The 24,724-nt window shown below is 72.2% G+C and carries 11 protein-coding genes; 10 read left to right on the forward strand and 1 reads right to left on the reverse strand.

The features are described from left to right. The first annotated feature begins 28 nt into the window (after window positions 1–28). From AMIS_RS15840 to AMIS_RS15860, 5 genes are all read left to right on the forward strand, one after another. Complete coding sequence (locus AMIS_RS15840) at window positions 29–1,429, forward strand: cytochrome P450 (RefSeq protein WP_014443339.1); 1,401 nt, start codon at window positions 29–31, stop codon at window positions 1,427–1,429. A 1-nt stretch (window position 1,430) separates the two neighbouring features. Then, window positions 1,431–2,054, forward strand: a complete 624-nt coding sequence (locus tag AMIS_RS40580) for a class I SAM-dependent methyltransferase (RefSeq protein WP_014443340.1) — start codon at window positions 1,431–1,433, stop codon at window positions 2,052–2,054. Further along, on the forward strand, window positions 2,051–3,523 hold the full coding sequence (locus AMIS_RS15850; protein WP_014443341.1) for an FAD-dependent monooxygenase: 1,473 nt from the start codon (window positions 2,051–2,053) through the stop codon (window positions 3,521–3,523). Before AMIS_RS40580 ends, AMIS_RS15850 begins: the two co-directional genes overlap by 4 nt. Before the next feature lie 84 nt (window positions 3,524–3,607). Further along, a complete protein-coding gene (locus AMIS_RS15855; RefSeq protein ID WP_041829813.1) occupies window positions 3,608–4,042 on the forward strand; it encodes a nitroreductase/quinone reductase family protein in 435 nt (144 codons plus the stop codon). A gap of 81 nt (window positions 4,043–4,123) precedes the next feature. Beyond that, window positions 4,124–5,557 carry an MFS transporter gene (locus tag AMIS_RS15860; RefSeq protein ID WP_014443343.1) on the forward strand — a complete coding sequence of 478 codons (1,434 nt, stop codon included), beginning with the start codon at window positions 4,124–4,126 and terminating at the stop codon, window positions 5,555–5,557. Window positions 5,558–5,636: 79 nt separating this feature from the next. On the opposite strand, the gene AMIS_RS15865 is transcribed toward AMIS_RS15860, so the two are convergent. Then, on the reverse strand, window positions 5,637–8,087 hold the full coding sequence (locus AMIS_RS15865; RefSeq protein WP_014443344.1) for an excinuclease ABC subunit UvrA: 2,451 nt from the start codon (window positions 8,085–8,087) through the stop codon (window positions 5,637–5,639). Between the two features lie 275 nt (window positions 8,088–8,362). On the opposite strand from AMIS_RS15865, the gene AMIS_RS15870 reads away from it, so the two are divergent. From AMIS_RS15870 to AMIS_RS15890, 5 genes are all read left to right on the forward strand, one after another. After that, complete coding sequence (locus AMIS_RS15870) at window positions 8,363–9,646, forward strand: helix-turn-helix domain-containing protein (RefSeq protein ID WP_014443345.1); 1,284 nt, start codon at window positions 8,363–8,365, stop codon at window positions 9,644–9,646. 227 nt (window positions 9,647–9,873) lie between these two features. Continuing rightward, window positions 9,874–10,452, forward strand: a complete 579-nt coding sequence (locus tag AMIS_RS15875) for a YceI family protein (protein ID WP_014443346.1) — start codon at window positions 9,874–9,876, stop codon at window positions 10,450–10,452. A gap of 271 nt (window positions 10,453–10,723) precedes the next feature. Continuing rightward, entirely contained in the window at window positions 10,724–19,306 is an 8,583-nt protein-coding gene (locus AMIS_RS15880; protein WP_014443347.1) for a non-ribosomal peptide synthetase, read from the forward strand. After that, window positions 19,303–23,730 (forward strand): non-ribosomal peptide synthetase, encoded by a 4,428-nt coding sequence (locus AMIS_RS15885; RefSeq protein WP_014443348.1) that lies wholly within the window; start codon window positions 19,303–19,305, stop codon window positions 23,728–23,730. Before AMIS_RS15880 ends, AMIS_RS15885 begins: the two co-directional genes overlap by 4 nt. Continuing rightward, a complete protein-coding gene (locus tag AMIS_RS15890; RefSeq protein WP_014443349.1) occupies window positions 23,727–24,713 on the forward strand; it encodes a hypothetical protein in 987 nt (328 codons plus the stop codon). The genes AMIS_RS15885 and AMIS_RS15890 overlap by 4 nt, the downstream gene beginning before the upstream one ends. Window positions 24,714–24,724 lie beyond the last annotated feature (11 nt).

A 24,724-nucleotide genomic window follows, 5' to 3' on the forward strand; every position in this document is an offset into this window, starting at 1 on the left:
ATGACAAGCGAGTCAAGCGGGAGGTCCCATGCCCAGGCAGGTCGCATTCCCCGGCCCACCGCACGTCCCCGTGATCGGCTGGCCACTGCGGGCGGTGCGCATGCTGGCGGACCCGCTGCCGTTCTTCACCACCATGCTGGAACGCCACGGTGAGATCAGCACGACGTCGCGCCGGGCTCCCAAGCACGTCTTCGTCTTCGGCCCGCGCTACCAGCGGCAGCTGTTCGGCAACCCCGACGCGTTCATCGCCGACGCGTTCCGTGAGTTCCGGATGCCGCCGCGCTCGGCGATGGCGCGCCTGACGGCCGGCCTGCTCAAGCTCAACGGCCCGGCGCACACCCGGCACCGCTCCCTGATGCAGCCGGCGTTCCACTCCCGTGCCGTGGCCCGGCACCACGAGACGATCGTGAAGGTCACCAACGAGGAGTTCGACCGCTTCCGGACCGGCGAGGTGCGCCGGGTCGACCACGACCTCTCCCGGCTGATGCTGCGGATCGGGATGAAGACGCTGTTCGACGTGGCCGAGACCGACGACGTGGACCGGCTCAACGGGCTGATCGGCCGGCTGCTCTCCTCGGCGTCCGCGCCGCTGACGCTGCTCATGCCGGTGAACGCGCCGGGCACGTCGTACCGGCGCACGCTGCGCGCCGCCGACGAGGTCGACGCCGCGGTCCGCCGGATCATCATCGCCAAACGCGACGCGCCCGGTGACGACATCATCTCGATGCTCATCGCGGCTCGCGACGAGAACGGCGTGGGGCTGACCGAGGACGAGCTGGTCGGTGAGGCCTACACGGCGTTCTGTCACGACAGCAGCGCCTCCGCGCTGACCTGGACGCTGCTGATGCTCGACCAGCACCCCCAGGTTCGCAACGACCTCTGCGACGAGCTCGCGGCGGAGCTGGGCGGCGCGCCGCCGGAGCCCGGCGTCTTCGGCCGGCTGCCGCTTCTGGATCGGGTGATCAAGGAAGCGCTGCGGCTGTTCCCGCCGGCCTCGATGGGTCTGCGCTACGCCGCCCGGGACACCGAGCTCGGTCCGTACCGGATCCCGCGTAACGCCACCATCTTCTTCAGTCCCTACGTGACGCACCGGCTCCCGTCGGTCTTCGACGAGCCGCTGCGGTACGCGCCGGACCGCTGGACCGGTCCCAGCCCCGACTCGTTCGGCTACCTGCCGTTCGGCGCCGGCCCGCACGGCTGTCTCGGCCGCTCGTTCGCGCTGCTGGAAATGAAGATCGTGCTCGCCATCGTCCTGCAGCGGTTCCGCCTCGCGGTCGTCGACGGATCCACGATCGACGCGAAGATCAAGATCTCGCTGGTGCCGGATCAGGGCCTGAGCTGCCGCGTCGAGCAACCCGGAGGCGACCGCAGTCGCGCCGAGGTGCTGGGCAACATCCGTACCGCCGTCGACCTCACCGGGGCGCTGTGACATGCGCGATCCGGGTTTCGTCGACGTCTTCAACCGTGAGGCCGACATCTACGACGAGCGGCACGGCGCCACCTGCGGCATCGCGCACCGCCTCGCCCTGGAGGCGGTGACCGCCCGGGGCGCCGAGCCGTCGCACATCGTCGACATCGGCTGTGGCACCGGCGCGCTGCTGGAGGCCGCCGCACGCCACTGGCCCGGTGCCCGGCTGTCCGGGGTGGACCCGGCCGACCGCATGATCGGTGTGGCCGGCGCCCAGCTCTCCGGCGCCGCCCTGCACGTCGCCACCGCCGAACGCCTGCCGTTCCCCGACCGCTGCGCCGACCTCGTGCTGAGCACCACCTCGTTCAACCACTGGAGCGACCAGCGTGCCGGGCTGGCCGAGGCCGCCCGGGTGGTGACGCCGGCCGGCCTCGTCGTCGTCGTGGAGCACGCCCCGCCGGACCCGGCGACAGCGGTCCTGCTGACGCTCGCCGGCCGGATGGTGCGCCACCACACCGAACACGACATCACCGAGATGGCCTGGGACGCGGGTCTCGCCCCGCTGAGTGTGACGACCGAGGCGGGCGGGTTCCTGCGCCTGATCGCGCAGCCGACCGCCACCGCACTATGGAAGGAGCCGTCGTGACAGTCCTCATCGTGGGCGCCGGTCCGGCCGGGCTGACCCTGGCGGCCGAGCTGAGCCTCGCCGGCGTGCCGTGCCGCATCCTGGAGCAGCGCTCCGAGCGCTACCCGCACTCCCGGGCGTTCGCGCTCACCCCGCGCTGCCTCGAGATCCTCGACATGCGTGGCGAGGTCGACGAGTTCCTGACCCGCGGGCTGCCGTCGCACGTCATCTCGCTGGGCACCAAGGGCCGCGGCATCGACATGTCGCGGTACGTCGACAGCCGGCACAAGTACATGCTGATCCTGCCGCAGGTCGACACCGAGGAGGCGCTCGAGGCCTGGGCGCTCAAACGGGGCGCTGTCATCGAGCGCGACACCGAGGTCATCGGGCTCAGCCCGGACGAGGAGGGCGTCACCGTCCGGGTACGGGATCCGGAGGGTGAACGCACCGAACGGGCCTCGTTCGTGGTCGGCTGCGACGGCGCGCGCAGCACCGTACGCGAACTGCTCGGCCTGTCGTTCCCCGGCACGCCGTCGCAGTTCTCCGCGATCATCGCCGACGTCAAGCTGGCGCACGTCCCCGACGAGCAGGTCTTCGCCCGGCACACGCACCGCGGGATGGTCGCTGTCATGCCGTTCCCGGACGGCCACTTCCGCCTGATGATCCAGGACCACCAGCGGATGCAGGTCCCGGTCTCCGAGCCGGTGACGCTCGCCGAGATCCGGCGCAGCGCCGCGGAGATCCTCGGGGTGGACCTGGGCATCCACGACCCGCGCTGGCTCAGCCGGTTCCGCAGCGAGCAGCGGCTGGCGTCGCGGTACCGGGTGGGCCGGGTCCTGCTCGCCGGCGACGCCGCGCACGTGCACACGCCGGCCGGCGGGCAGGGGCTGAACCTCGGCATCCAGGACGCGATGAACCTCGGCTGGAAGCTCGCCGCGACGGTGCACGGCTGGGCGCCGCCGGACCTGCTGGACACCTACGAGGGCGAGCTCCGGCCGCTGGCGTCGAAGGTGCTCAAGGAGACCGAGAACGTCTTCCGGTTCAACACCGCCCGCGGCCCGCTGATGCGGTCGGCGCGCTGGCTGGTCAAGCAGCTGCTGCTGGTCCCGGACCTGCAGCGCAGGGTGGTCACCGAGATGGCCGGCACCGAGGTGCGCTACGGCTCCGGCGATCACCCGATGGTGGGCCGGCGGCTGCCCGACGCGCAGCTCATCCTCGTCTCCGGCACTGTCACCTCGGTGTTCCGGCTGCTGCACGCCGGCAAGCCGGTGTTCGTCGACCGGACGCCCGGCGGCCGGCTGGCGGCGCTGGCGGCCCGGCTCTGGCCGGGACACCTGATCACCGCACACGCCAAGCTGGACGGCGCCGACATCCCTGCCGCGGTCCTGGTACGCCCGGACGGTCACGTGGCGTGGGCGTCCGACCGGGCCGACGAGCCCGGGCTGCGCGAAGCGCTGATCCGCTGGCTGGGCCGGCCGCAAGGCTCCTGAGCCGCGCCCGATCCCAGCGGCCCCCGTCTCGCAGCGACCCGCCGCCGGGCCGCTGCCGGTACGACCACATCAGGAGGTCACCCCGTGGCAGGCACCATGAAAGACCGCTTCACCCGGTTCATCAGCCGGGCCAACGTCCGGGTCTACCGCACCACCGGCGGCCGGCTGTGGAACAGCATGCTCGGCATGCCGGTGCTGTTGCTGACCGTCAACGGCCGGCGCACCGGCATCGCGCGCACCAAGCCGGTGATCTACTTCGAGGACGACGGCTCGTACGTCGTCGTCGGCTCGCTCGGCGGTGAGCCGACCGAGCCACTGTGGTTCCGCAACCTGCGTGCCGCCTCGACGGCGGCCGTGCAGGTCGGCGCCCGTACCACCGACGTCGACGTGCTGGTGGTGGAGGGCGAGGAGCGGGAGCGGCTGTGGAAGAAGGCCACCGAGCTGGCCTCGTTCTTCACCGCGTACCAGGCCCGGACCGACCGGGTCTTCCCGCTGGCGAGGCTGACTCCGCGGGCCTGACGCCAGCCGAGTGACTCCATTGTCATGCGCCTGTCACAGCGATAGTGTCAACCGAAGTCAATACGATGACAGGGGGAAGCCATGGCTCAGCGGGCCTCGCTGGCGACTCGGGAACGGCTGATCCTAGGCGTCCTGCTGATCGTCCAGTTCATGCTCATCCTGGACGTCGCCATCGTGAGCGTGGCGGTGCCCAGCATGCAGGAGAGCCTCGGCATCAGGGCGGGTGACCTGCAGTGGGTCTCCACCGCGTACACGCTGACGTTCGGCGGCCTGCTGGTCGCGGCCGGCCGCATCGCCGACCTGTTCGGCCGCCGCCGGATGTTCATCATCGGCACGGCGGTCTTCACGGTCAGCTCGCTGCTCTGCGGCGCCGTGCAGGAGTCGTGGCAGCTCTTCGCGGCGCGGGGTGCGCAGGGCGTCGGCGCCGCCCTGGTCTCGCCCGCGATCCTGTCACTGCTGCTGACCAGCTTCGCCGACGAGAGCAAGCGCAACCGCGTGCTCGGCCTCTGGGGCGCCGTCGGATCCGGCGGCGCCATCGCCGGGCAGCTCATCGGCGGCGTCATCACCGACAGCCTCGGCTGGCGCTGGGTGTTCCTGGTGAACCTGCCGATCGGCATCATCGCCTGTCTCGTCGCGCCGCTGCTGCTGGCCCGCGACGGCGAGCGGTCCGGCGACCGCCTCGACACGACCGGAGCTGTCACGCTGACCCTCGGCCTGCTGTTCGCCGTGTTCGGTGTCAGCCGCATCGCCGACCACGGCGCCGACACGGTCGTGTTCGGGGTGTTCGTCGTGGCCGCGATCCTGCTGGCGGTGTTCGCCCGGCACGAGCGCCGGTACCCCGATCCGCTGGTCCCGTTCGACATCTTCGACAACCGCAGCCTGGTCGGCGGCAACCTGCTGTCGATCGTCAACGGCGTCATGGTGATGACCGCGATCTTCTTCTCCACCCTCTACATGCAGCACGTCCTGAACTTCTCGGCGTTGCAGGCCGGTCTGGCGTTCGCGCCGGTCACCGTGGTCATCCTGATCATCTCGGGGATGACCGGCCGGCTGACCGACCGCTTCGGGATCCGCGCCCTGCTGGTGACCGGCGCCATCTTCACCGGCTTGGGCATCCTCGGCCTGATGGCGATGCGGGTCGGTGGCGACTACTGGCTCACGGTGCTGCCGGGACTGCTCCTGCTCGGCATCGGTCAGGGCCTCGCGTTCGCGCCGGCGACGAGCGCGGCGACCCACGGCGTCCCCGACGACCGGCAGGGCCTCGCCGGCGGCCTGGTCACGATGTCCCAGCAGCTCGGTGGCGCGGTCGGGTTCGCCGTGCTGGCCACCATCGCCGCGGCGGTGCTGCCCGATCCGACGACCTCGGATCCGTACGCGCTCATCGACGGGTACCGGCTCGGCTATCTCGTCGGCCTGGTGCTGCCCGTTCTCGGCGTGATCTTCGCGCTGTGGCTGACGCCCGGCCGGACCGCACCGGCCGCCTCGGCCGATCAGCCCGCCACGGCCAACACCTGATTTCCTTGGGTACGCCCGAGGTGTCCCGCCGCGCCCGGCCTACGCCGGGCGCGGTTCGTTTCCCCCGCCTCGCCGTGGGTCAGGACAACACCTTGCGCAGGTAGCGCGCCGTCGGGCTGTCCGACGCCGCCACCTCCAGCGGGGTGCCCTGCGCGCTGATCCGCCCGCCGTCGGCGCCGCTGCCCGGCCCGAGGTCGACGATCCAGTCCACCGCCGCCGCCACGTGCAGATCGTGCTCGGCGAGAATCACGGTGCTGCCCTCGGCCAGGATCGCGTCGAAGGTCTCGACCAGACGCGCCACGTCCGCCGGATGCAGGCCGGTGACCGGCTCGTCGAGCAGCACCAGGCCGGGACGCCTGCCGCGCGCGCCACGGTTGATCGTCGCGGCCAGCTTGAGCCGCTGTGCCTCGCCGCCGGACAGCTCGGTGGAGCTCTGTCCGAGCTGGAGGTAACCGAGGCCCACCTGGCGCAGTGTCGCCAGGGTCGTGGCGAGCGGTGCGGGATCGGTGAACAGTGCCGCCGCCTCGTCGACCGTCAGGGCGAGCACCTCGTCGATGGTGACGCCCTGATAGCGGACCGAGAGCACGTCGGCGGCGAACCGGCGGCCGTCGCACTCGTCGCAGGTCACCGTGACGTCCGGCAGGAAGTGCATGTCGACCGAGCGGCGGCCGTACCCGGCGCAGGCCTCACAGCGCCCGCCGCCGGAGTTGAACGAGAAGGACGAGGCGTTGAGGCCCTTGAGCCGGGCGGCGTCAGTGCCGGCGAACAGCGTACGGATGGCGTCGAAGGCCTTGGAGTACGTCGCCGGGTTCGACCGTGGCGTGCGGCCGATCGGATCCTGGTCCACGACGTTGACCCAGCCGAACGCGTCCGCGCCGTCGACCCGGCCGACCGCCGGGATGCGCCGTCCCTCGATCGCCGCGATCGTCCCGGCGGCGACGCAGTCGTGCAGCACGCTGCTCTTGCCGCTGCCGCTCACCCCGGTCAGGCAGGTCAGCACGCCCTGCGGCAGCGCCAGCCGGTCGATGCGCACGTTGTGGCTGCGCAGGTCGTGCAGCACCAGCCAGTCGTCGCCCGGTGTCCGGCGCGCCCGCTCGACCCGAGGGCCGGTCGTCGTCAGGTACGGCGCGGTGCGCGATCCGGGCTGTGCCGCGAACTCGCCGGCCGGGCAGGACGCGACGAGCCGGCCCCCGAGCTCACCGGCGCCGGGACCGATCTCCACCACCCAGTCGGCGCCGGCGATGAGGTCGGTGTCGTGCTCCACGAGCAGGACCGTGTTGCCGGCGTCGCGCAGGCCGCGGATGATCTCGGAGAGATGTTCCTTGTCGGCCGGGTGCAGCCCGCACGTCGGCTCGTCGAGCACGTAGACGATGCCGGTGAGCCCGCTGGCCAGCTGGCCGACGACCCGGGCGCGCTGCAGCTCGCCGCCGGACAGCGTCGGCGCGGGCCGGCTCAGCTGCACGTGCCCGAGGCCCAGCCGGACCAGCAGGTCGAGGCGCCCGCCGAGTTCGGGGAGCAGAACCCGGGCGATCTCGGTCCGGGTCACGTCCAGCCCGTCGGTCACGCCGGCGGCCCACGCCGCGGCGTCGGTGACGGTCCCGGTGACCACGTCCGCGTACGAGCGCCCGTTCACCTGCTGGGTGCGGCTGCTCTCGCCGTAACCGCTGGCGTCGCAATCCGGGCACTCCACCATGCGCATGTAGGGCAGATAGCGTTTCTTGGCGTTCTCCGTTCCGGCCGCCGAGAACAACCGCTCGACCTCGGCGACCGCGCCGCGCAGCGGCTTGTTCCAGCGGTACGTCACCTCGGCGTCGGAGTTCTTGTTCGGCAGGTCGATGCTGACCGAGATCGACTCGTCGCCGGTGCCGTAGAGCAGCGCGTCGCGCAGACCCTCGGGCAGCTCCCGCCACGGCTTGGCGAGATCGGCGCCGAACCGCTCGGCCAGGAACGGCACGGCGGCCTGCTCCCCGGAGTGGAAGCGGTCGAACCACGTGGACGCGCCGCTGGTCAGGGGCGCGTCCGGATCGGTGATGATCAGATCCGGGTCGGCGTGCAGGGTGGCCCCCGCGCCCCGGCAGCTCCGGCACGCGCCCTCGGTGCTGTACCGGTCGAAGTGCGCCGACGCCAGAACGGCGCCGTCGGAACCCTCCCCGAGCACCCGGGAGAAGAGCAGACTCAGGTACGCGTCGATGCCGGTCACCGTCGCCAGGGTGGACCGGGCGTTGCGGTTGAGGTGGCGCTGGTCAACGGCGAGGGTCGCGCCCAGCCCGGTGATCCGGTCGACCTGAGGCCGGTCGCGGGGAGTGATGTACTGCCGGACGAACGGGGCGAGACCCTCCAGGTATCGCAACTGCGCCTCGGCGTGCAGGGTGTCGATCGCCAGCGAGGTCTTGCCGCTTCCGCTGACCCCGGTGAACGCCACCACCGCGCCGCGGGGCACCCGGAGATCGATGTCGCGCAGATTGTGCGTGCGGGCGCCGGTCACCTCGATCCACCCGGAGTCGCCGACGTGTGCCGCAGGATTCCGCATGTCGTCCCCTCGACGTTCGGATGCGCTGTCCGGCCACCATAATGGAGGATGACAAAACTTGACAATCAAACCTGTCAGGGGCGCGACAGCGCAGCTGAGGACCGGCGAAGGTGAAAGGCCCTGCCATGACAGCGGCAACACTGCGCGGTGTGGCACGACACCCTTTTCCGGTGACACGCAGGCCTCTAAGCTGGACGCCCGGGGTCTGACGACCCGTCCACGGCTGGAGAGGTCGTCCCACATGATGAGGCAGCCGGCATGGTGAGGCAGTCGGCATGGTGAGGCAGCCGGCGTTCGGCCGCCGTCTCCGGGCGCTACGCCTGCGACGTGGTCTGTCCCAGGCCGATCTGGCGCGCGGCGCCCTGTCGGCGAGCGCGGTCTCGCTGCTCGAGGCCGGCCGCCGCGAGCCCACCCAGGCGACCGTCGAGGCGCTCGCCGCGCAGCTGGGCTGCAACCCCGCCCTGCTCGCCGACGGCAGTGACACGCTGGTGGTGGCCGACGCCTCGCGGCTGGTCGCGCTCGGCGAGATCGCCGTGCAGGAGGGCCGGGCCGAGGAGGCCGCGAAGCTGTTCGAGGACGCGTTGTCCGAAGGGCTCGGCGATCCGCTGCGGGTGCTGCGCGCCCGGCTCGGCCTGGCCGGCTCGGCCGAGATGACCGGGCGCTTCGGTGACGCGCTGACGGCGCTCGAGCGGCTGGCGGCCGACTTCGCGGCCGAGCGGGTGAAGCCGCCGCTGGCCGTGACCGTCCCGCTGGCGCGGGTGCAGCGCGCGGCCGGCCGGCCGGCCGACAGCCGGCGTACGGCGGCGGCCGCGCTCGAGCGCATCGAGCAGCTGGGCCTGACCGGCCTCCGGGAGTACGTGCAGCTCGCCAGCGTGGTCGTCGGCGGGCTCGCGGACGCCGGCGACATCACGGCGGCCGCCGACACCGCCACCGCCATGCTGGCCGGCACCGAGCCGGTCCGGAGCCGGCGGGAGCAGGCCGCCGCCTACGCCGCGGCCGGTCAGATCGCCGCCGGCGAGGGCTGTGAGCTGGAGGCGCTGCAGCTCACCGAGCGTGCCGCCCGGATCATGCGGCAGGGCGAGGGGATGAGCTCGTCGGCGGCGCTGCGGATGTCGCTGGCGTGGCTGAAACTGCGTCAGCCCTCGCCCGACATGGCCGGCGCCGAGGAGTTGCTCGTCGACGCGCGCGCCGAGCTCGAGCACCTCGGCGATCTCAACACGCTGGTCTGCTGCGAGACGCAGCTGTCCCAGGTGGCGCTCGCCCAGCAGCGCGCACAGGACGCCCGGCGCTGGGCGGAGATCGCCCTGGCCCGCAGCGGCCCGGAGGTGGGCGGTTTCGAGCTGATCCACGCCGGGATCGCCCTCGGGGAGAGTCACTTCGCGGCCGGCGCGGCGGATGCCGCCGTCGCCTGCTACGCCGACGCCGCCCAGCAGCTGGCCCAGTTCGGCCACTCCCAGATGACCGCGATGGTGTGGAGCGAGCTCGGCAGGCTCTTCCACGCAGCGGGTCAGCCGCAGGAGGCCCTGCACGCGTACGACCAGGCAGTCGGCGTTCGCTGACCGGGCCTCAGGCACCCCTGTCAAGATTCCTGTCACGCTCTCGGGTGAAGCGCAGTCATGGCTTTGAGCTGCGCGGGTTTACTGTGGAGTGGATTTGCTGTTAGTCTCCCGTCACAGCTGAACCGGACAATTTCTGTCTCACAGTCAACTGGTCTGCCCGGTGCCGCGCCCGCCCGACGGCGGCGACGCGCCCGCGAGTGGTCCTCCGTCGCAAAGGGAGCAATGACATGACTCTGGCGTCCGTCGTGCCCACCGGTCTCGCCGCCGGCACCTGGCACATCGACCCGTCCCACTCCGAGGTCTCCTTCAGCCTGCGCCACATGGGCCTGTTCAAGGTGCGCGGCTCGTTCGCCGTGTTCACCGGCCAGGTGGTCGTGGACCCGGAGGTCGAGAAGTCGTCCGTCGTCGTCGAGGTGCAGATGACCTCGGTCGACACCCGTGACCCGAACCGGGACGGGCACCTGCGCTCGCCGGACTTCTTCGACTGCGAGAAGTTCCCGGTCATGACGTTCCGGTCGTCGTCGGTGCGCGTTGACGGGGACCGTCCGGTGCTGGTCGGCGAGCTGACCGTCAAGGACGTGACCCGTCCGTTCGAGCTGGCCGTCGAGCCGATCGGCGTGATCGGCGACCCGATGGGCAAGCAGCGTTCGGGCTTCCTGGCCACCGGCGAGCTGTCGCGGGCGGACTTCGGGATCACCTTCAACATCCCGATGGCGGGCAGCGACGTCGTGATCGGCGACAAGGTCCAGGTGTCGATCGAGGTGCAGGCCGTACTCGATGACGGTCAGGCCGCCGACCAGGCCTGACCGTCCGGCCGTCGAGCCGGCGCACGGCACGGTCCCCCGTCCGGACCGTGCGCCCCGAGTCGCCGAGGTTCCGCGAGGAGCCTCGGCGACTCTTTGCGTCAAGTGGTCTGCAACTGACTTGACCGACGCTTGACTATTTTGTGGAGTAGACCTGACAGATTTTGTTGATTTCCCCAGTCATGCTGCCTAGGGTCGAGAACAGCCCGGCCGACCGTCGCCGTCCACAGGCGACCTCGCGGCCGGTGCGCTCTGCGGCGACGAGAGGGGCGGCATGCGTATCCCGTACGGTCTGGCCCGCGGTCCGGCGAACTTGTCCGATCTCCTGCACCTGCGGGTGCAGCGGCAGGCCGACCACGAGGCGTTCACGTTCCTGGACGACGGCGGCTCCGACGCGACGACCAGGGTCACCTACCAGCAGCTGCACGAGCGCGCCGCTCAGGTCAGCGCCGCCCTGCGAGACGGCGGCGTGCGGCCCGGCGACCGGGCGATGCTGCTGTTCGCCCCCGGCACCGACTACGTCGCGGCGTTCTTCGGCTGCCTGTACGCGGGCGTCGTGGCGGTGCCGGTCTATCCGCCCGACCCCCAGCGCTGGGAACGCGGCGTGCGCCGGCTGCGCGCCGTGGCCCGGGACGCCGAGCCCCGCTGCGTCCTGACCACCGGCGTGATCGCGGCGTTCGCCGGTGAGATGCTCGCCGAGCAGGCGCCGGAGCTGGCCGCCACCAAGTGGATCAGCTGCGACGAGCTCGGGCAGTACGACACCGACGTCACGCCGGTCCCGGTCGACGGCGGGCACCTGGCGTTCCTGCAGTACACCTCCGGCTCCACCACCGATCCGCGCGGCGTACGCCTGACCCACGCGAACCTGCTGCACAACCTCGGCCTCATCAGTGACTTCTTCGAGCTCGACGCCGGCAGCCGTGGCGTGATCTGGCTCCCCCCGTACCATGACATGGGTTTGATCGGCGGGGTTCTCGGGCCCGTGCACGGCGGGTTCCCGGTCACCCTGATGTCGCCGATGGCGTTCCTCTCCGACCCGATGCGCTGGCTGCGGACCATCTCCGAGACCGGGGCGACCGCCAGCGGCGGACCCAACTTCGCCTACGAGCTGTGCGCCCGCCGGGCCACCGAGGACAACACCGCGGGGCTCGACCTGTCGAGCTGGCAGGTGGCGTTCTGCGGCGCCGAGCCGATCCGGGCCGCCGCGATGGACCGCTTCGCCGAGACGTTCGCCCCGTTCGGCTTCCGCCGCGAGGCCCTCTATCCCTGCTACGGGCTCGCCGAGGCCACCCTGATCGCGACCGGCGGGCGCCGGGTGGACGCTCCGGTGATCCGCGAGTTCTCCGCCGATGACCTCACCGCCGGTCGCGGAGTCCCCGCCGGTGGCGGGCGCGCCCTCGTCGGCTGTGGCACCGCGGCGCCCGACCAGGAGCTGCTCGTCGTCGATCCGCAGACCCGCACCCCGGTTCCCGGCGGCGTGGTCGGCGAGGTCTGGCTGCGCGGGCCGAGCGTGGCCGACGGGTACTGGCGGCCCGACGGCGACGGCGACGAGGGCGAGGGCGGCGACACGTTCGGCGCCCGGCTGGCCGGGCCGGTCGAGGGCCGGGACGGCGAGAACCGGGACGGCGAGACCCGGGACGGCGGCTGGCTGCGCACCGGCGACCTGGGCTTCCTCGACGACGGCGAACTGTTCGTCACCGGGCGGCGCAAGGACTTGATCATCATCGGCGGCCGCAACCACTACCCGCAGGACGTGGAGCTGACCGCGCAGACCAGCCACCCCGGACTGCGGCCCGGCGGCGTCGCGGCCTTCGGGATCCGCGCCGGCGGCGGCGAGGCGCTCGTCGTCGTGCAGGAGGTCGGCAGGCAGCACGAGGACGACGCCGGCCCGGAGATGGAGCAGGCCGTCCGGCGTGCGGTCGTCGCCGAGCACGACATCGCGCCGCACGACGTGGTGCTGGTACCGGCCGGAACCGTCCCGAAGACCTCGAGCGGGAAGATCCAGCGGCTGCTCTGCCGCGACGAATACCTGGCCGGCCGGTTGCCGAGGCTGGGCCCGGCCGCCGAACCGCAGGACGGGAGCGGCGCGGCGTTCGACAGCGACGCGTGGAGCGCCTCGACCGGGCAGCAGCGCGTCGACGACGTACGCGGCCTGATCGTCGTTCTGCTCGCCGAGCAGATCCGCACGGCGCCGCAGCGGATCGAGGTGACCGCGCCCCTGACCACGCTCGGACTCGACTCGCTCGGCGCCGTGGAGCTGGCCGACCGTCTGCGGGAGAGCACGGGCGTCGAGATCCCGGTCTCGGAGCTGCTCACCGGCACTGCCGAGGACATCGCCACCGCGCTGAGCGCCCGGCCGCCGTCCACACCGCCCGCAGAGGCCGCCGACACCGCCGGTCCGCAGATGAGCGACGGACAGAAGGCGCTCTGGTTCCTCCAGCAGCGCGATCCGGCGAGCACCGCCTACGCCGTCGCGCGCGCAGTCCGGCTCGGCGGCGACCTGGACCTCGACGCCCTGCGCGCCGCGCTGGACACGGTCGTCGACCGGCACGAGATCCTGCGCACCTGCTTTCCGGCCGACGGCGACGAACCGCGCGCGACGTTCACCGACGCCCGCGCGCACGTCGAGGTGGCCGACGCGGCCGGCGCGGATCTGCCGGCCGAGCTGCGGCGCGCCGCGGCCGAGCCGTTCGACCTGGCACGCGGCCCGCTGCTGCGGGTCCGGGTGTGGCGCGAGGAGTCCGGGCACCACGTCCTGCTGCTCGGCGCCCACCACCTGATCGTCGACCTGATCTCGCTCACCGTGCTCGTCGCCGAACTCGGCGCCGCCTACCGGGCGGCCGGATCCGGCGGGACCGCCGGCTTCGCCCCGGCGCCCTCCTTCGGCGCCTTCGCCCGCTGGCAGCGGCTGCACGGCGAGACCGGCGTCTGGGAGGCCGACTGGGCGCACTGGCGCACCCGGCTCGCCGGACCCCTGCCGGTGCTGTCACTGCCGGCGCCGGCGAGCGTGCCCGCGTCCGGCGACTCCGGCGACCGGCCCGGTCTCGTGCGGTTCGCCGTCGGTGGCGAGCTCGCCGAGCAGCTGCGCGACTTCGCGGCCCGCCGCTCCACCACCGCCTTCGCCGTGCTGCTCGCTGCCTACACCGCCCTGGTGCACCGGCTGAGCGGGCAGGACGACGTGATTGTCGGAACCCCGGTGGCGGTCCGTGACCAGCCCGGCCGCCGCGACGTCGTCGGCTACGCGGTCAACCCGGTGGCGATCCGCAGCGACCTGTCCGGCTCACCGACCTTCGAGGACCTTCTCGCCGCGACCGCCCGGCAGCTGCGCGAGGCCCTCGACCACCGGTCGCTGCCGTTCCCGGTGCTGGTGGAACGGCTCAGCCCGCAGCGGGCGGCCGGTCGCACCCCGGTGTTCCAGACCATGTTCGTGCTCCAGGGGGGATCCGCGGCGCTGGCCGGGCTCGCCGTGGACGCCGAGGACGCCGGGTTCGACCTGGCCGGCCTGCCCGCCGCGCCGGTGCCGCTGCCCGCGACCGACAGCCAGTTCGATCTCACCTTCGCGGTGGCGACCACCGCGGCCGGCATCGCCGGGCGCATCGAGTACGACCCCGCGCGGCTGGACCCGGCGATCGCCGCGAACCTGGGCGAGCGCTTCGCGGCGCTGCTGCGCGACGTCCTGGACACCCCGGCGGTACGGGTGAGCGGGCTCTCCGGGCTCACCGACGCGGAACAGCGGCTGATCCTGCACACCTGGAACGACACCGCGACGCCGCTGCCCTCCGGCCGGACCCTGCACGAGCTCGTCTGGGATCAGGCCGCCCGCACCCCGGACGCCCCGGCGCTGCGCCGCGGCGACACCCTCGTCACCTACGCCGGGTTGCGCGATCGGGCGTCAGCGCTGTCCGCACGGCTGCGCGCGCGGGGCGTCGAGCCCGGCGACCGGGTCGCTGTCTTCCTGCGACGCGGCCCGGACCTGGTGATCGCGCTGCTCGCGGTCCTGGAGGCCGGGGCCGCGTACGTGCCGCTCGACCCTCGTTACCCGCGCTCGCGCACCGCGGACATCCTGGCGGACTCCGGCGCGACGCTGGCCCTCGTCGACGAGGGGCTGCGCGACAGGCTGCCCGGCTCGCTGCCGGTCCTGGTCCCGGGAGCGCCGGCCGAAACGCCGTCAGTGGTGACACCGCCGGCCGAGACGCCGTCAGTGGTGACGCCGCCGGCCGGGTCGCCGGCCCGGCCCGCCGATCTGGCGTACGTCCTGTTCACCTCCGGCTCGACCGGGCGTCCCAAGGGTGTCGCGATCCCGCACTCCGCCGCGGTCAACCTGGTCGGCTGGGCGCTCGCCGAGTTCCCGCCCGGCGACCTGAGCTGCGTGCTCGCCGCCACCTCGGTGACGTTCGACCTGTCCGTCTTCGAGATCTTCGCCCCGCTCGCCTGCGGTGGCACCGTCATGATCGCGGAGAACGCGCTGGAGCTGGCGAACCTGCCCGGCCGCGAGGACGTCACCCTGGTCAACACCGTGCCGTCGGCGATCGAGCAGCTGCTCGACACCGACGGTCTGCCGCCCACCGTGCGGGTCGTCAACCTCGCGGGCGAACCGCTCGCCGGCGAACTGGTCGAGCGGGTCCGCGCCGCGACCGATCACGACCGCGCCGTCTACAACCTGTACGGCCCCTCGGAGACCACCACCTACTCCACCGCCGCCCGGCTGATCCCCGATGTCGCGGTGTCGGTGGGCGGGCCGGTGGCGAATACCCGGGTTTTTGTTTTGGATGCGGGTTTGTCGCCGGTTCCGGTGGGTGTTTGTGGGGAGTTGTTTATTGGTGGTGCGGGGGTGGCGTGGGGTTATTGGAATAGGTCTGGTTTGACGGCGGAGCGTTTTGTTCCGGATGTTTTCGGTGGTGGTGGGGGGCGTTTGTATCGCACTGGTGATGTGGTGCGGTGGCGTTCTGATGGGTGTTTGGAGTTCGTGGGTCGGGTTGATCATCAGGTGAAGGTTCGGGGCTTCCGGATCGAGTTGGGTGAGGTGGAGTCGGTGGTGCGGGCCCATGTGGGGGTGCGTGCTGCGGTGGTGGTGGTTGCGGGATCGGGTGCGGGTGCCCGGTTGGTGGGTTATGTGGTGCCGTCGGTGGGTTCTGAGGGTGGGGATCTGGTGGCGGGTTTGCGGGAGTTCTGCCGGGGGCGGTTGCCGGATTACATGGTGCCTTCGGGGTGGGTGGTGTTGGCGGATCTGCCGTTGACGCCGAATGGGAAGGTGGATCGGCGGGCGTTGCCGTCTGCTGATGTTGCGCAGGGTGTGGTGGCGCGTTTTGTGGAGCCGGTGTCGCCGGTGCAGCGCCGGGTTGCCGCGGTGTGGCGGGATTTGCTGGGTGTGGCCCGGGTGGGTTTGCACGACAATTTCTTCGACCTCGGCGGCCATTCCCTGCTCGCCGTCCGGATGGTCGCCCGGCTGCGCGCCGAGACCGGTGTGGACATGCCCGTCGACGCGATCTTCGAACATCCCTGGCTCGCCGGGTTCGCCGACGCCGTGCAGGCTCGCGGCGTTCCGGGCGGCGTGCGGGCGCCGGAACCCATCCGGGCACAGCCCCGGCCTGCCTCCGGCCCGTACGAGTCACCGGCGACCGACGGCCAGGAACGGCTCTGGTTCCTCCAGCAGTTCGACCCTGACGCCGGGCTCGCCTACCACCTGCACGGCACGTTCCAGGTCGACGGGCCGATCGACCCGGTGGCGCTGCAGCGGGCGGTCAACGACGTGACAGCCGCTCACCACGGTCTCGTCTCGCGCTTCGTGCCGACCGGCGCCCAGCTGCGCCAGATCACCGACCCGTCGACGGCCGTCGTGATCGGACTCGCGGACCTGCGCGCCCTGCCGGCTGAGGAACGCGCCCGGGCGGCTCGTACCGTGGTCCGCGACCAGGCCCGCCGGCCGTTCGCGCTGGACCGGGGACCGCTGCTGCGGGTCACCCTGGTCCGGCTCGGCCCGCGGGAGAGCCTGCTCGCGGTGACCACGCACCACAGCGTCGCCGACGGCCTGTCGGTGCAGATCTTCGTTCGTGAGTTCGCCGAGCGGTACCGCCTGCACCTGGCCGGCGCCGCCGGTCCCGTCACCGAGCCGGCGCTGCGGTTCGCCGACTACGCGGCCTGGGTGCGCCGGCCGGACCGCCGCGACCGGCTCGCCGCCGACGAGCGGTACTGGACCCGGCAGCTCGACGGCATGCCCGACCTGGTCGCGCTGCCGACCGACCGGCCGAGGCCGCCGATCCAGACCTTCCAGGGCGCGACGCTACGCTTCGCGATCCCGGTCGAGCTGGTCCGCGCGGTGCACGAGTCCGCACGCCGCGAGGGGGTCACCCTCTACATGGCCACCCTCGCCGCGTGGATGGTCGTGCTGTCCCGGCACGCCGGTCAGGACGACTTCGGTGTCGGCACCCCGCTGGCGAACCGGCCGCTGCCCGAACTGGAATCGATGATCGGGTTCTTCGCCAACACCGTGGTGATCCGTGCCGGCCTCGACGGGCGGCCGACGGTCCGGGAGGTCCTGCGCCGGGTCCGCACCGCCTGCCTGGAGGCGTACTCACACGGCGAGATGCCCTTCGAGTCGCTGGTGGAGGCGCTGCACCGGCAACGCACGCCGGACCGCAACCCGCTGTTCCAGGTCATGTTCGGGTTGCACGAGACCACGCTGGGCCGGACCGCGCTGGGTGACGCGACGCTGACCCCGGTGCCCGAGGACCTCGGCGCCGCCAAGTTCGACCTGTCGCTCTTCCTCGAACAGGACGGCGAACGGGTGCAGGGCGTCCTGGAGTACCGCAGCGCCCTGTTCGACGAGTCGACGGTGCGCCGCCTTCAGCAGCACTTCGTCGCGGCGCTCGACGGTATCGCCGGCGACCCCGAGATGGCGATCGAGCAGTTGCCGCTGCTCTCCGCCGAGGAACGCCGCACGCTGGTGGTCGACGTCAACCAGACGGCCACCCCGCCGCCGGCGGCCGGGACCGTCCCGGATCGTGTCGCCGAGCAGGCCCGGCGTCACCCGGACGCCGTCGCCGTCCGCTTCGAGGACCAGGAGCTGACGTACCGGCAGTTGCAGGAACGCGTCGAGGTCCTGACCGCGGCGCTACGGCGGCGCGGCGTCGGACGCGGCGACCGGATCGCGGTCTGCGTCGACCGCGGACCCGACCTGGTGGCGGCGCTGCTCGCCGTGCTCGCCTGCGGCGCCGCGTACCTGCCGCTGGATCCGCACCATCCCGACCAGCGGCTGCGGCACGTCCTCGACGACGCCGCCCCGTCGCTGGTGGTGACCGACGGCCCGGCGATGTTCGCCGGCGGCCTGCCGGTGCTCGTGCTGCTGCCCGGTGAGGAGCCCGTGCCGGCCGGAGAGGCCGAGCCGGCCGACGACTCGCCGCACCCCGGCGACCTCGCCTACGTCATCTACACCTCCGGCAGCACCGGCGGCCCGAAGGGCGTCATGGTCGGCCACGCCGCCCTGATGAACTTCCTCACCGGCATGCAGGACCTGCTGCCCGTCGACCGGGACGACACCCTCGTAGCGGTGACGACGCCGTCGTTCGACATCGCCGCGCTGGAGCTGTTCCTGCCGTTGGTGCTCGGCATGCGGCTGACCATCGCACCCTGGGAGACCACCCGGTCCGGCACGGAGCTGGCTGCCCTGCTCGGCAGCAGCGACGCCACGGTGATGCAGGCGACCCCGGCCACCTGGCGGATGCTGCTGGACGCCGGCTGGACCGCGGCCGGCGGCTTCGTGGCGCTGTGCGGCGGCGAGGCGCTGCCGGACGATCTCGCCGATCGGCTGCGCGACGCCGGGGCCCGGCTGTGGAACCTCTACGGACCCACCGAGACCACCATCTGGTCCACCGCTGCACCCCTTTCCGCCGGTGTTCCGGTCTCGGTGGGCGGGCCGGTGGCGAATACCCGGGTTTTTGTTTTGGATGCGGGTTTGTCGCCGGTTCCGGTGGGTGTTTGTGGGGAGTTGTTTATTGGTGGTGCGGGGGTGGCGTGGGGTTATTGGAATAGGTCTGGTTTGACGGCGGAGCGTTTTGTTCCGGATGTTTTCGGTGGTGGTGGGGGGCGTTTGTATCGCACTGGTGATGTGGTGCGGTGGCGTTCTGATGGGTGTTTGGAGTTCGTGGGTCGGGTTGATCATCAGGTGAAGGTTCGGGGCTTCCGGATCGAGTTGGGTGAGGTGGAGTCGGTGGTGCGGGCCCATGTGGGGGTGCGTGCTGCGGTGGTGGTGGTTGCGGGATCGGGTGCGGGTGCCCGGTTGGTGGGTTATGTGGTGCCGTCGGTGGGTTCTGAGGGTGGGGATCTGGTGGCGGGTTTGCGGGAGTTCTGCCGGGGGCGGTTGCCGGATTACATGGTGCCTTCGGGGTGGGTGGTGTTGGCGGATCTGCCGTTGACGCCGAATGGGAAGGTGGATCGGCGGGCGTTGCCGTCTGCTGATGTTGCGCAGGGTGTGGTGGCGCGTTTTGTGGAGCCGGTGTCGCCGGTGCAGCGCCGGGTTGCCGCGGTGTGGCGGGATTTGCTGGGTGTGGCCCGGGTGGGTTTGCACGACAATTTCTTCGACCTCGGCGGCCATTCCCTGCTGGTCGCCCGCATGGCCGATCAGCTCAGATACGAATTCGGCGTCGACGTGCCGATTCGTGACGTCTTTCTGGACGCGACGGTCGAGGCCGTGGCGGCCGGGGTGGAACGCGCCCTCGGTGGCAGCGCTGCCACCGGGGGCGTCACCGGCGCCGACACCGACCGTCTGCTCGACGACCTCGCCCGGCTCTCGGGTGAGCAGTTCGACGCGATGCTGGCCGATCCGTCACTGACGGCCCAGCGAGGGGAGCACAACCGATGAACGACGACGACGCCAAACTCGAAGCCGCCCGGCGCGCACTGGCGGAGAGACTCTCCCGCAACGGAGGCCGGCCCGGCGCCATGCTGGCCGACCAGCAGCGCGCCTGGATGCTGCACACCCTGGACCAGGCCGCGCCGGGCGTGATCGCCGGCCTGTACCGGCTCACCGGCCCGCTCGACGAGGCCGCCCTCCAGCAGGCGCTCGCGGCACTCGGTGCGGCGAACGAGCTGCTCCGCAGCACCTTCCACGAGATCGCCGGCCGTCCGGTACGGGTGATCGGCAGCGTCGCCGACCTGGCGATCACCGTCGCCGCCCTGCCCGGACCGGACGCGACCGCCCGGCAATCCGCCTTCGACGACCTCTGCGTGCGGGAGATCGCCCGCCCGTTCGACGTCTCCACCGGCCCGCTGCTGCGGGCCGTGCTGGGCCGCATCGACGACGGCACCTGCCTGCTGCTGCTGGCGCTGCACGAGACGATCGCCGACGAGTGGTCGCCCGACGTGCTGCTGCGGCAGTTGCTCACCCGGTACCGGGCGCTGCTCGGCGGCGCCGACGAGGCGCCGGAGGCCGACGGCTTCGGTGCGGCGGTGCAGCGGGAGCGGGAGTGGCTCGAGACCCCCGAGGCCGGCGTCGCCCTGCGGTACTGGGAGCAGACCCTGGACGGCGTGCCGGCCCTGCGCCTGCGCACCGACCACCCACGCCCCGCGATCAAGACCCACCGGTGCGGAACCGTGTCGGCGGACCTGCCGGACGCCCTGGCCGCGAACGTCGAGGAGGCGGCACTGGCGTACGCCACGACCCCGGGCACCGTGGTCCTCGCCGCCTGGCAGGCGGTGCTCAGCCGGTACGCGCAGCTCGACGAGGTCGCGGTCGGTGTCCGGGCGCCCGGCGCCACCGGGGAGTTCGGCCCGCACGCCGGCACCGTCGTGATCCGTACCCTGCTGCCGGCCGGGCTGACCACCGGCGAGCTGCTGGAGCAGGTGGACCGCTCCCGCCGCGCCGCCGCCACCCACGGCCGGATGCCGTTCAGCCGGGTCGTCGACGCCCTCGACCCGGTGCGCGACGTCAGCCGTACCCCGCTCTTCCAGGCGCTGTTCGCCGAGCGGGAGGCCGTCGAGGCCGGTGACGGGGCCGAGCTCAGCGCCGAGACGCTTGTCCCCCCGGGACTGTCCACGCCGTACGATCTCGCTCTGACCCTGCTCACCGGCCGCCGCCGGCAGCTGGTCCTGACCTACAACGCCGACCTGTTCGAGGCCGCCACCTGCCAGCGGATGCTGGCCCATCTGCAGGCGATGCTGGCCTGCCTCTCCGGCGACGGCACCACCGAGGTACGGGTGGCGCCGCTCGCGAGCGCCGCCGAGACCGCCGTGATCCGTGGCGGCTGGAACGCGACGGCGGCGGCATTCCCGGACGAGCCGCTGCACGAGCTCATCGCCCGGCAGGCCGCCATCACGCCCACCCTGGTCGCCGTCAGCGACCAGGAGGAGGAACTGCGCTACCAGGACCTCGACGAGCGCGCCAACCAGCTCGCGCACCGGCTGCTCGAACTCGGCGTGAAACCCGAGGACAGGGTCGCGCTCTGCCTGCGCCGCTCGTCGCAGATGGTCGTGGCGATGCTCGGCGTCCTCAAGGCCGGCGCCGCCTACGTGCCGCTGGACCCGCAGTACCCGGCGGAGCGGCTCACCTACATGCTCACCGACTCGGAGAGCACCGTGCTGGTGAGCGAGTCGGCCCTGCTCGACCGGCTGCCCGCCGACACCGTGCCGACGCTGCTGCTCGACGCCGACTACGCCGGCATCGCCGCCCAGCCCCGGTCCCGGCCGCCGGTCGAGGTCGGCGCCGGCGCGCTCGCCTACATCATCTACACCTCGGGCTCCACCGGCCTGCCCAAGGGCGTGCTGGTCGCGCACCGGGGCGTCGTCAACAACCTCACCTGGCGGCAGCGCACCTGGCCGCTGCGCCCCGGTGACCCGGTGCTGCAGAACCACCCGTTCAGCTTCGATCCGTCGGTCTGGGCCACGTTCTGGCCGCTGATGGTGGGCGCGGAGTGCGTCATCAGCCCGCCCGCCAAGCAGCTGGACCCGGGTGCGCTCGTCCGGCTGATCCGCGATCGGCGCATTGTCGTCTACGGCGCGGTGCCGTCGGTCAACGCGGTGCTGCTCGAGGACCCGGCCATGGGGGAGTGCACCTCGCTGCGCTGGATGCTGTCCGGGGCCGAGCCGCTGACCGCCGGCCTGCAGCGCGCCGCCTACGAGCGCCTCGACGCCGGCCTCGCCAACCTGTACGGGCCGACCGAGACCACCATCGACGCCACCTTCTGGCAGTGCCCGCGCAGCAACGACCCGCAGGCCGCGCCGATCGGCCGGCCGGTGGACAACCTGCGAATCTACCTGCTCGACCCCGACGGCGCCCTGGTTCCGCCGGGAGTGCCCGGCGAGATCTGTGTCGCGGGCGTCGGCCTGGCGCGGGGCTACCACCGGCGGCCCGGCCTGACCGCCGACCGGTTCATCCCGGACCCGTTCTCCGCGGAGCCGGGCGGGCGCCTGTACCGCACCGGCGACGTCGGGCGGTGGCGCGCCGACGGCGCCATCGAGTTCCTCGGCCGTGTCGACCAGCAGGTCAAGGTGCGCGGGTTCCGGGTGGAGCTCGCCGAGATCGAGTCGGTGCTCGCCATGGTCCCGGGCGTCCGGGACGCGGTCGTGGTGGCGCGGCCGAACCCGCAGGGCGACAACCGGCTCGCCGCGTACGTGGTCGCCGCGGACCCGGCCCGGCCGCCCGCGCAGGACGAGATGGCGAGCTTCGTCGCCGACGTGCTGCCGGCGTACATGGTGCCGTCGGTCTGGACCACCCTCGACGTGCTGCCACTGACCGCCAACGGCAAGGTCGACCGCCGCGCGCTACCGGACGCGGAGCCGGCGCCGGTCGCCGCTGACGCCGTCGCGCCGCGCACCCCGCTGGAGGAGGACGTCGCCACCGCGTTCGCGCAGGTGCTGGGCGTGGAACGGCTCGGCGTGCACGACGACTTCTTCGACGGGGGCGGCACCTCGATCATGCTGGCCCGGCTGGCCTCGCGGTTGCTCGCGCAGTACGAGCTCCAGATCCCGGTGCACCAGTTCTTCCGGGTGCCGACGGTGGCCGGCGTCGCCGCGGTGATCCAGGAGTACAACCGGGCCGGCATCGAGGGCGTGATGTCGCAGCAGCACGCGACCCGCCTGGAGGAGGACGCCCGCCTCGACGACGACATCGACCCGGCCGGGCTCCCGGTGGCCCGCCACCTCGACCCGGAGGCGGTCCTGCTCACCGGCGCCACCGGATACCTCGGCGCGTTCCTGCTGGCGGACCTGCTCAGCCGCACCACGGCGGACGTGTACTGCCTGGTCCGCGCCGCCGACGGCCCGGCCGCGCTGGAGCGGATCGAGAAGGCGATGCGGCAGTACCTGATCTGGGACGAACGGCACCGGTCCCGGATCCTGCCGCTCGCCGGTGACCTGGCACTGCCCCGGTTCGGCCTCGACGACACGACCTGGCAGCACCTCGCCGGTCACCTCGACGTGATCTACCACAACGGGGCCATGGTCAACTTCGTCTACCCGTACTCGGCGCTGCGGGCCGCGAATGTCGGCGGCACGCACGAGGTGCTCCGGCTGGCCTGCACCGAGCGGCTCAAGGCCGTGCACTATGTGTCGACGATCGACGTGCTGCTGGCGACGCACACGTCCCGGCCGTTCATCGAGGACACCAGCCCGCTGCTGAACCCGGTCGAGGTGCCGGGCGGGTACACCGGCAGCAAATGGGTCGCCGAGAAGATCGTCTACCTGGCGGGGGAGCGCGGCGTCCCGGTCAGCATCTACCGCCCAGGTCTGATCATGTCGCAGACCTCGACCGGCGCCACCCAGACCAGCGACTACCTGCTCGTGGCGTTCCGCGGCTATCTGCCGATGCGGATCCTGCCGGACTACCCGCGGATCTTCGACACGGTGCCGGTCGACTACGTCAGCTCCGCGATCGTCGCGATCTCGCAGCGCGCGGGCACCACCGGGCAGGTGTTCCACCTGTTCAACCCGGCGCCGGTATCGATCCGGCGGTTCTGCGAATGGATTCAGTCCTTCGGGTACGACTTCGACATCGTCCCCTTCGAGGAGGCCCGCCGCCGTGCACTGGAGGTCGGTACCGATCACCCGCTGTACCCGCTGGTGCCCCTGATCCGCGACGCTGTCGTCGATCCGCAGCCGTCCCTGGACCCGGCGTTCATCGCCGACCTGGAGCCGTCGCTGGAGTGCCGCAACACCCTCGACGCGCTGGCCGGCAGCGATGTCGCCTGTCCGCCGATGACCGAGCGGATGGCACACCAGTGCCTGGCCTACCTGGTCGACGTGGGCTTCCTGCCGCCGGTGTCGGCCACCGTACGGGAGGTCGCGCGGTGACCGCCGAGCCGCTGTTCCACCTGTTGCGCCCGGAGCATCTCCCATCACCGGCGGCCGTCGCCGGATACCTGCGGACCCGCGGTGGTGTGCTGTCGCCGGCGATCGGCCACCGCGACGACGCGCAGGCCCTGGACGCCGTCCGCGCCGCGGTGACGGCGGTGCCGATGGCCGCCGGAACCGTCGTGGACGGCCCGGACGACGCCGAGTCGGCCGGCAACCGCGACAATGACCAGGCGTTCGGCATCGTCCGGGTGGACGGCGACCGGCCGGCGCTGTTCGTGCACACCGTGCTGAAGGGATACGAGGCGCTGCTCGCCGACACCTCGGAGGGTGGCACCGACCTGACCGGTGAGCAGTGGCGGACGCTGCGCGAGGCACTGGGCGTCATGCTGGAGCAGCCGCCGCAGGATCGGCTCGCGCAGCAGTGGCAGCCGATGCCGCGGCGCCGCGACCAGCCGCCGTCCGCGGCGCTGCGCCGCTGGGTACGCGGCCACCGCCTGTTCATGGTGCTCATCCAGGGGCTGGTGCAGGCGTCCGGCGAACTGGCCGGGCAACTGCGCGCCGGCGACCGGCAGCCGGTCGCCGCTCTCGAACGGGCGATCCTGCTGATGCGGGCGTCGGAGGTCGCGCTGCGCTTCGCCGGCGACTTCAGCATCGCCGACTACGACGCCGTGGTGCGCCCGACGCTCATGCCGCCGCACTCCCCGCCCGGCATGAGCGGCCTGCACTGGCGTGACCACGAGCACCTGATCGCGAACCTGGCGGCGGCCCGCGACCTGCTGGCCGGCGTCGACCCCGCGCTGACCGAGATGCGGGCGACGTTCCGCCGGGCCTACGCCGAGGTGTACGACGCACACCGGTTCGTCTGCGCCCGGTTCGTCGGCGAGGAGTCGGCGAGCCTGCTGATGGCCAAGTCGAAACAGTCAGCGGTCGCAGTTCTGGACCGTTACAAGCAGGCCCGCCTGCACAACGTCCCCCAGTGATGGAGGTAGCT

The organism is Actinoplanes missouriensis 431, from assembly GCF_000284295.1.
GTDB lineage: Bacteria > Actinomycetota > Actinomycetes > Mycobacteriales > Micromonosporaceae > Actinoplanes > Actinoplanes missouriensis.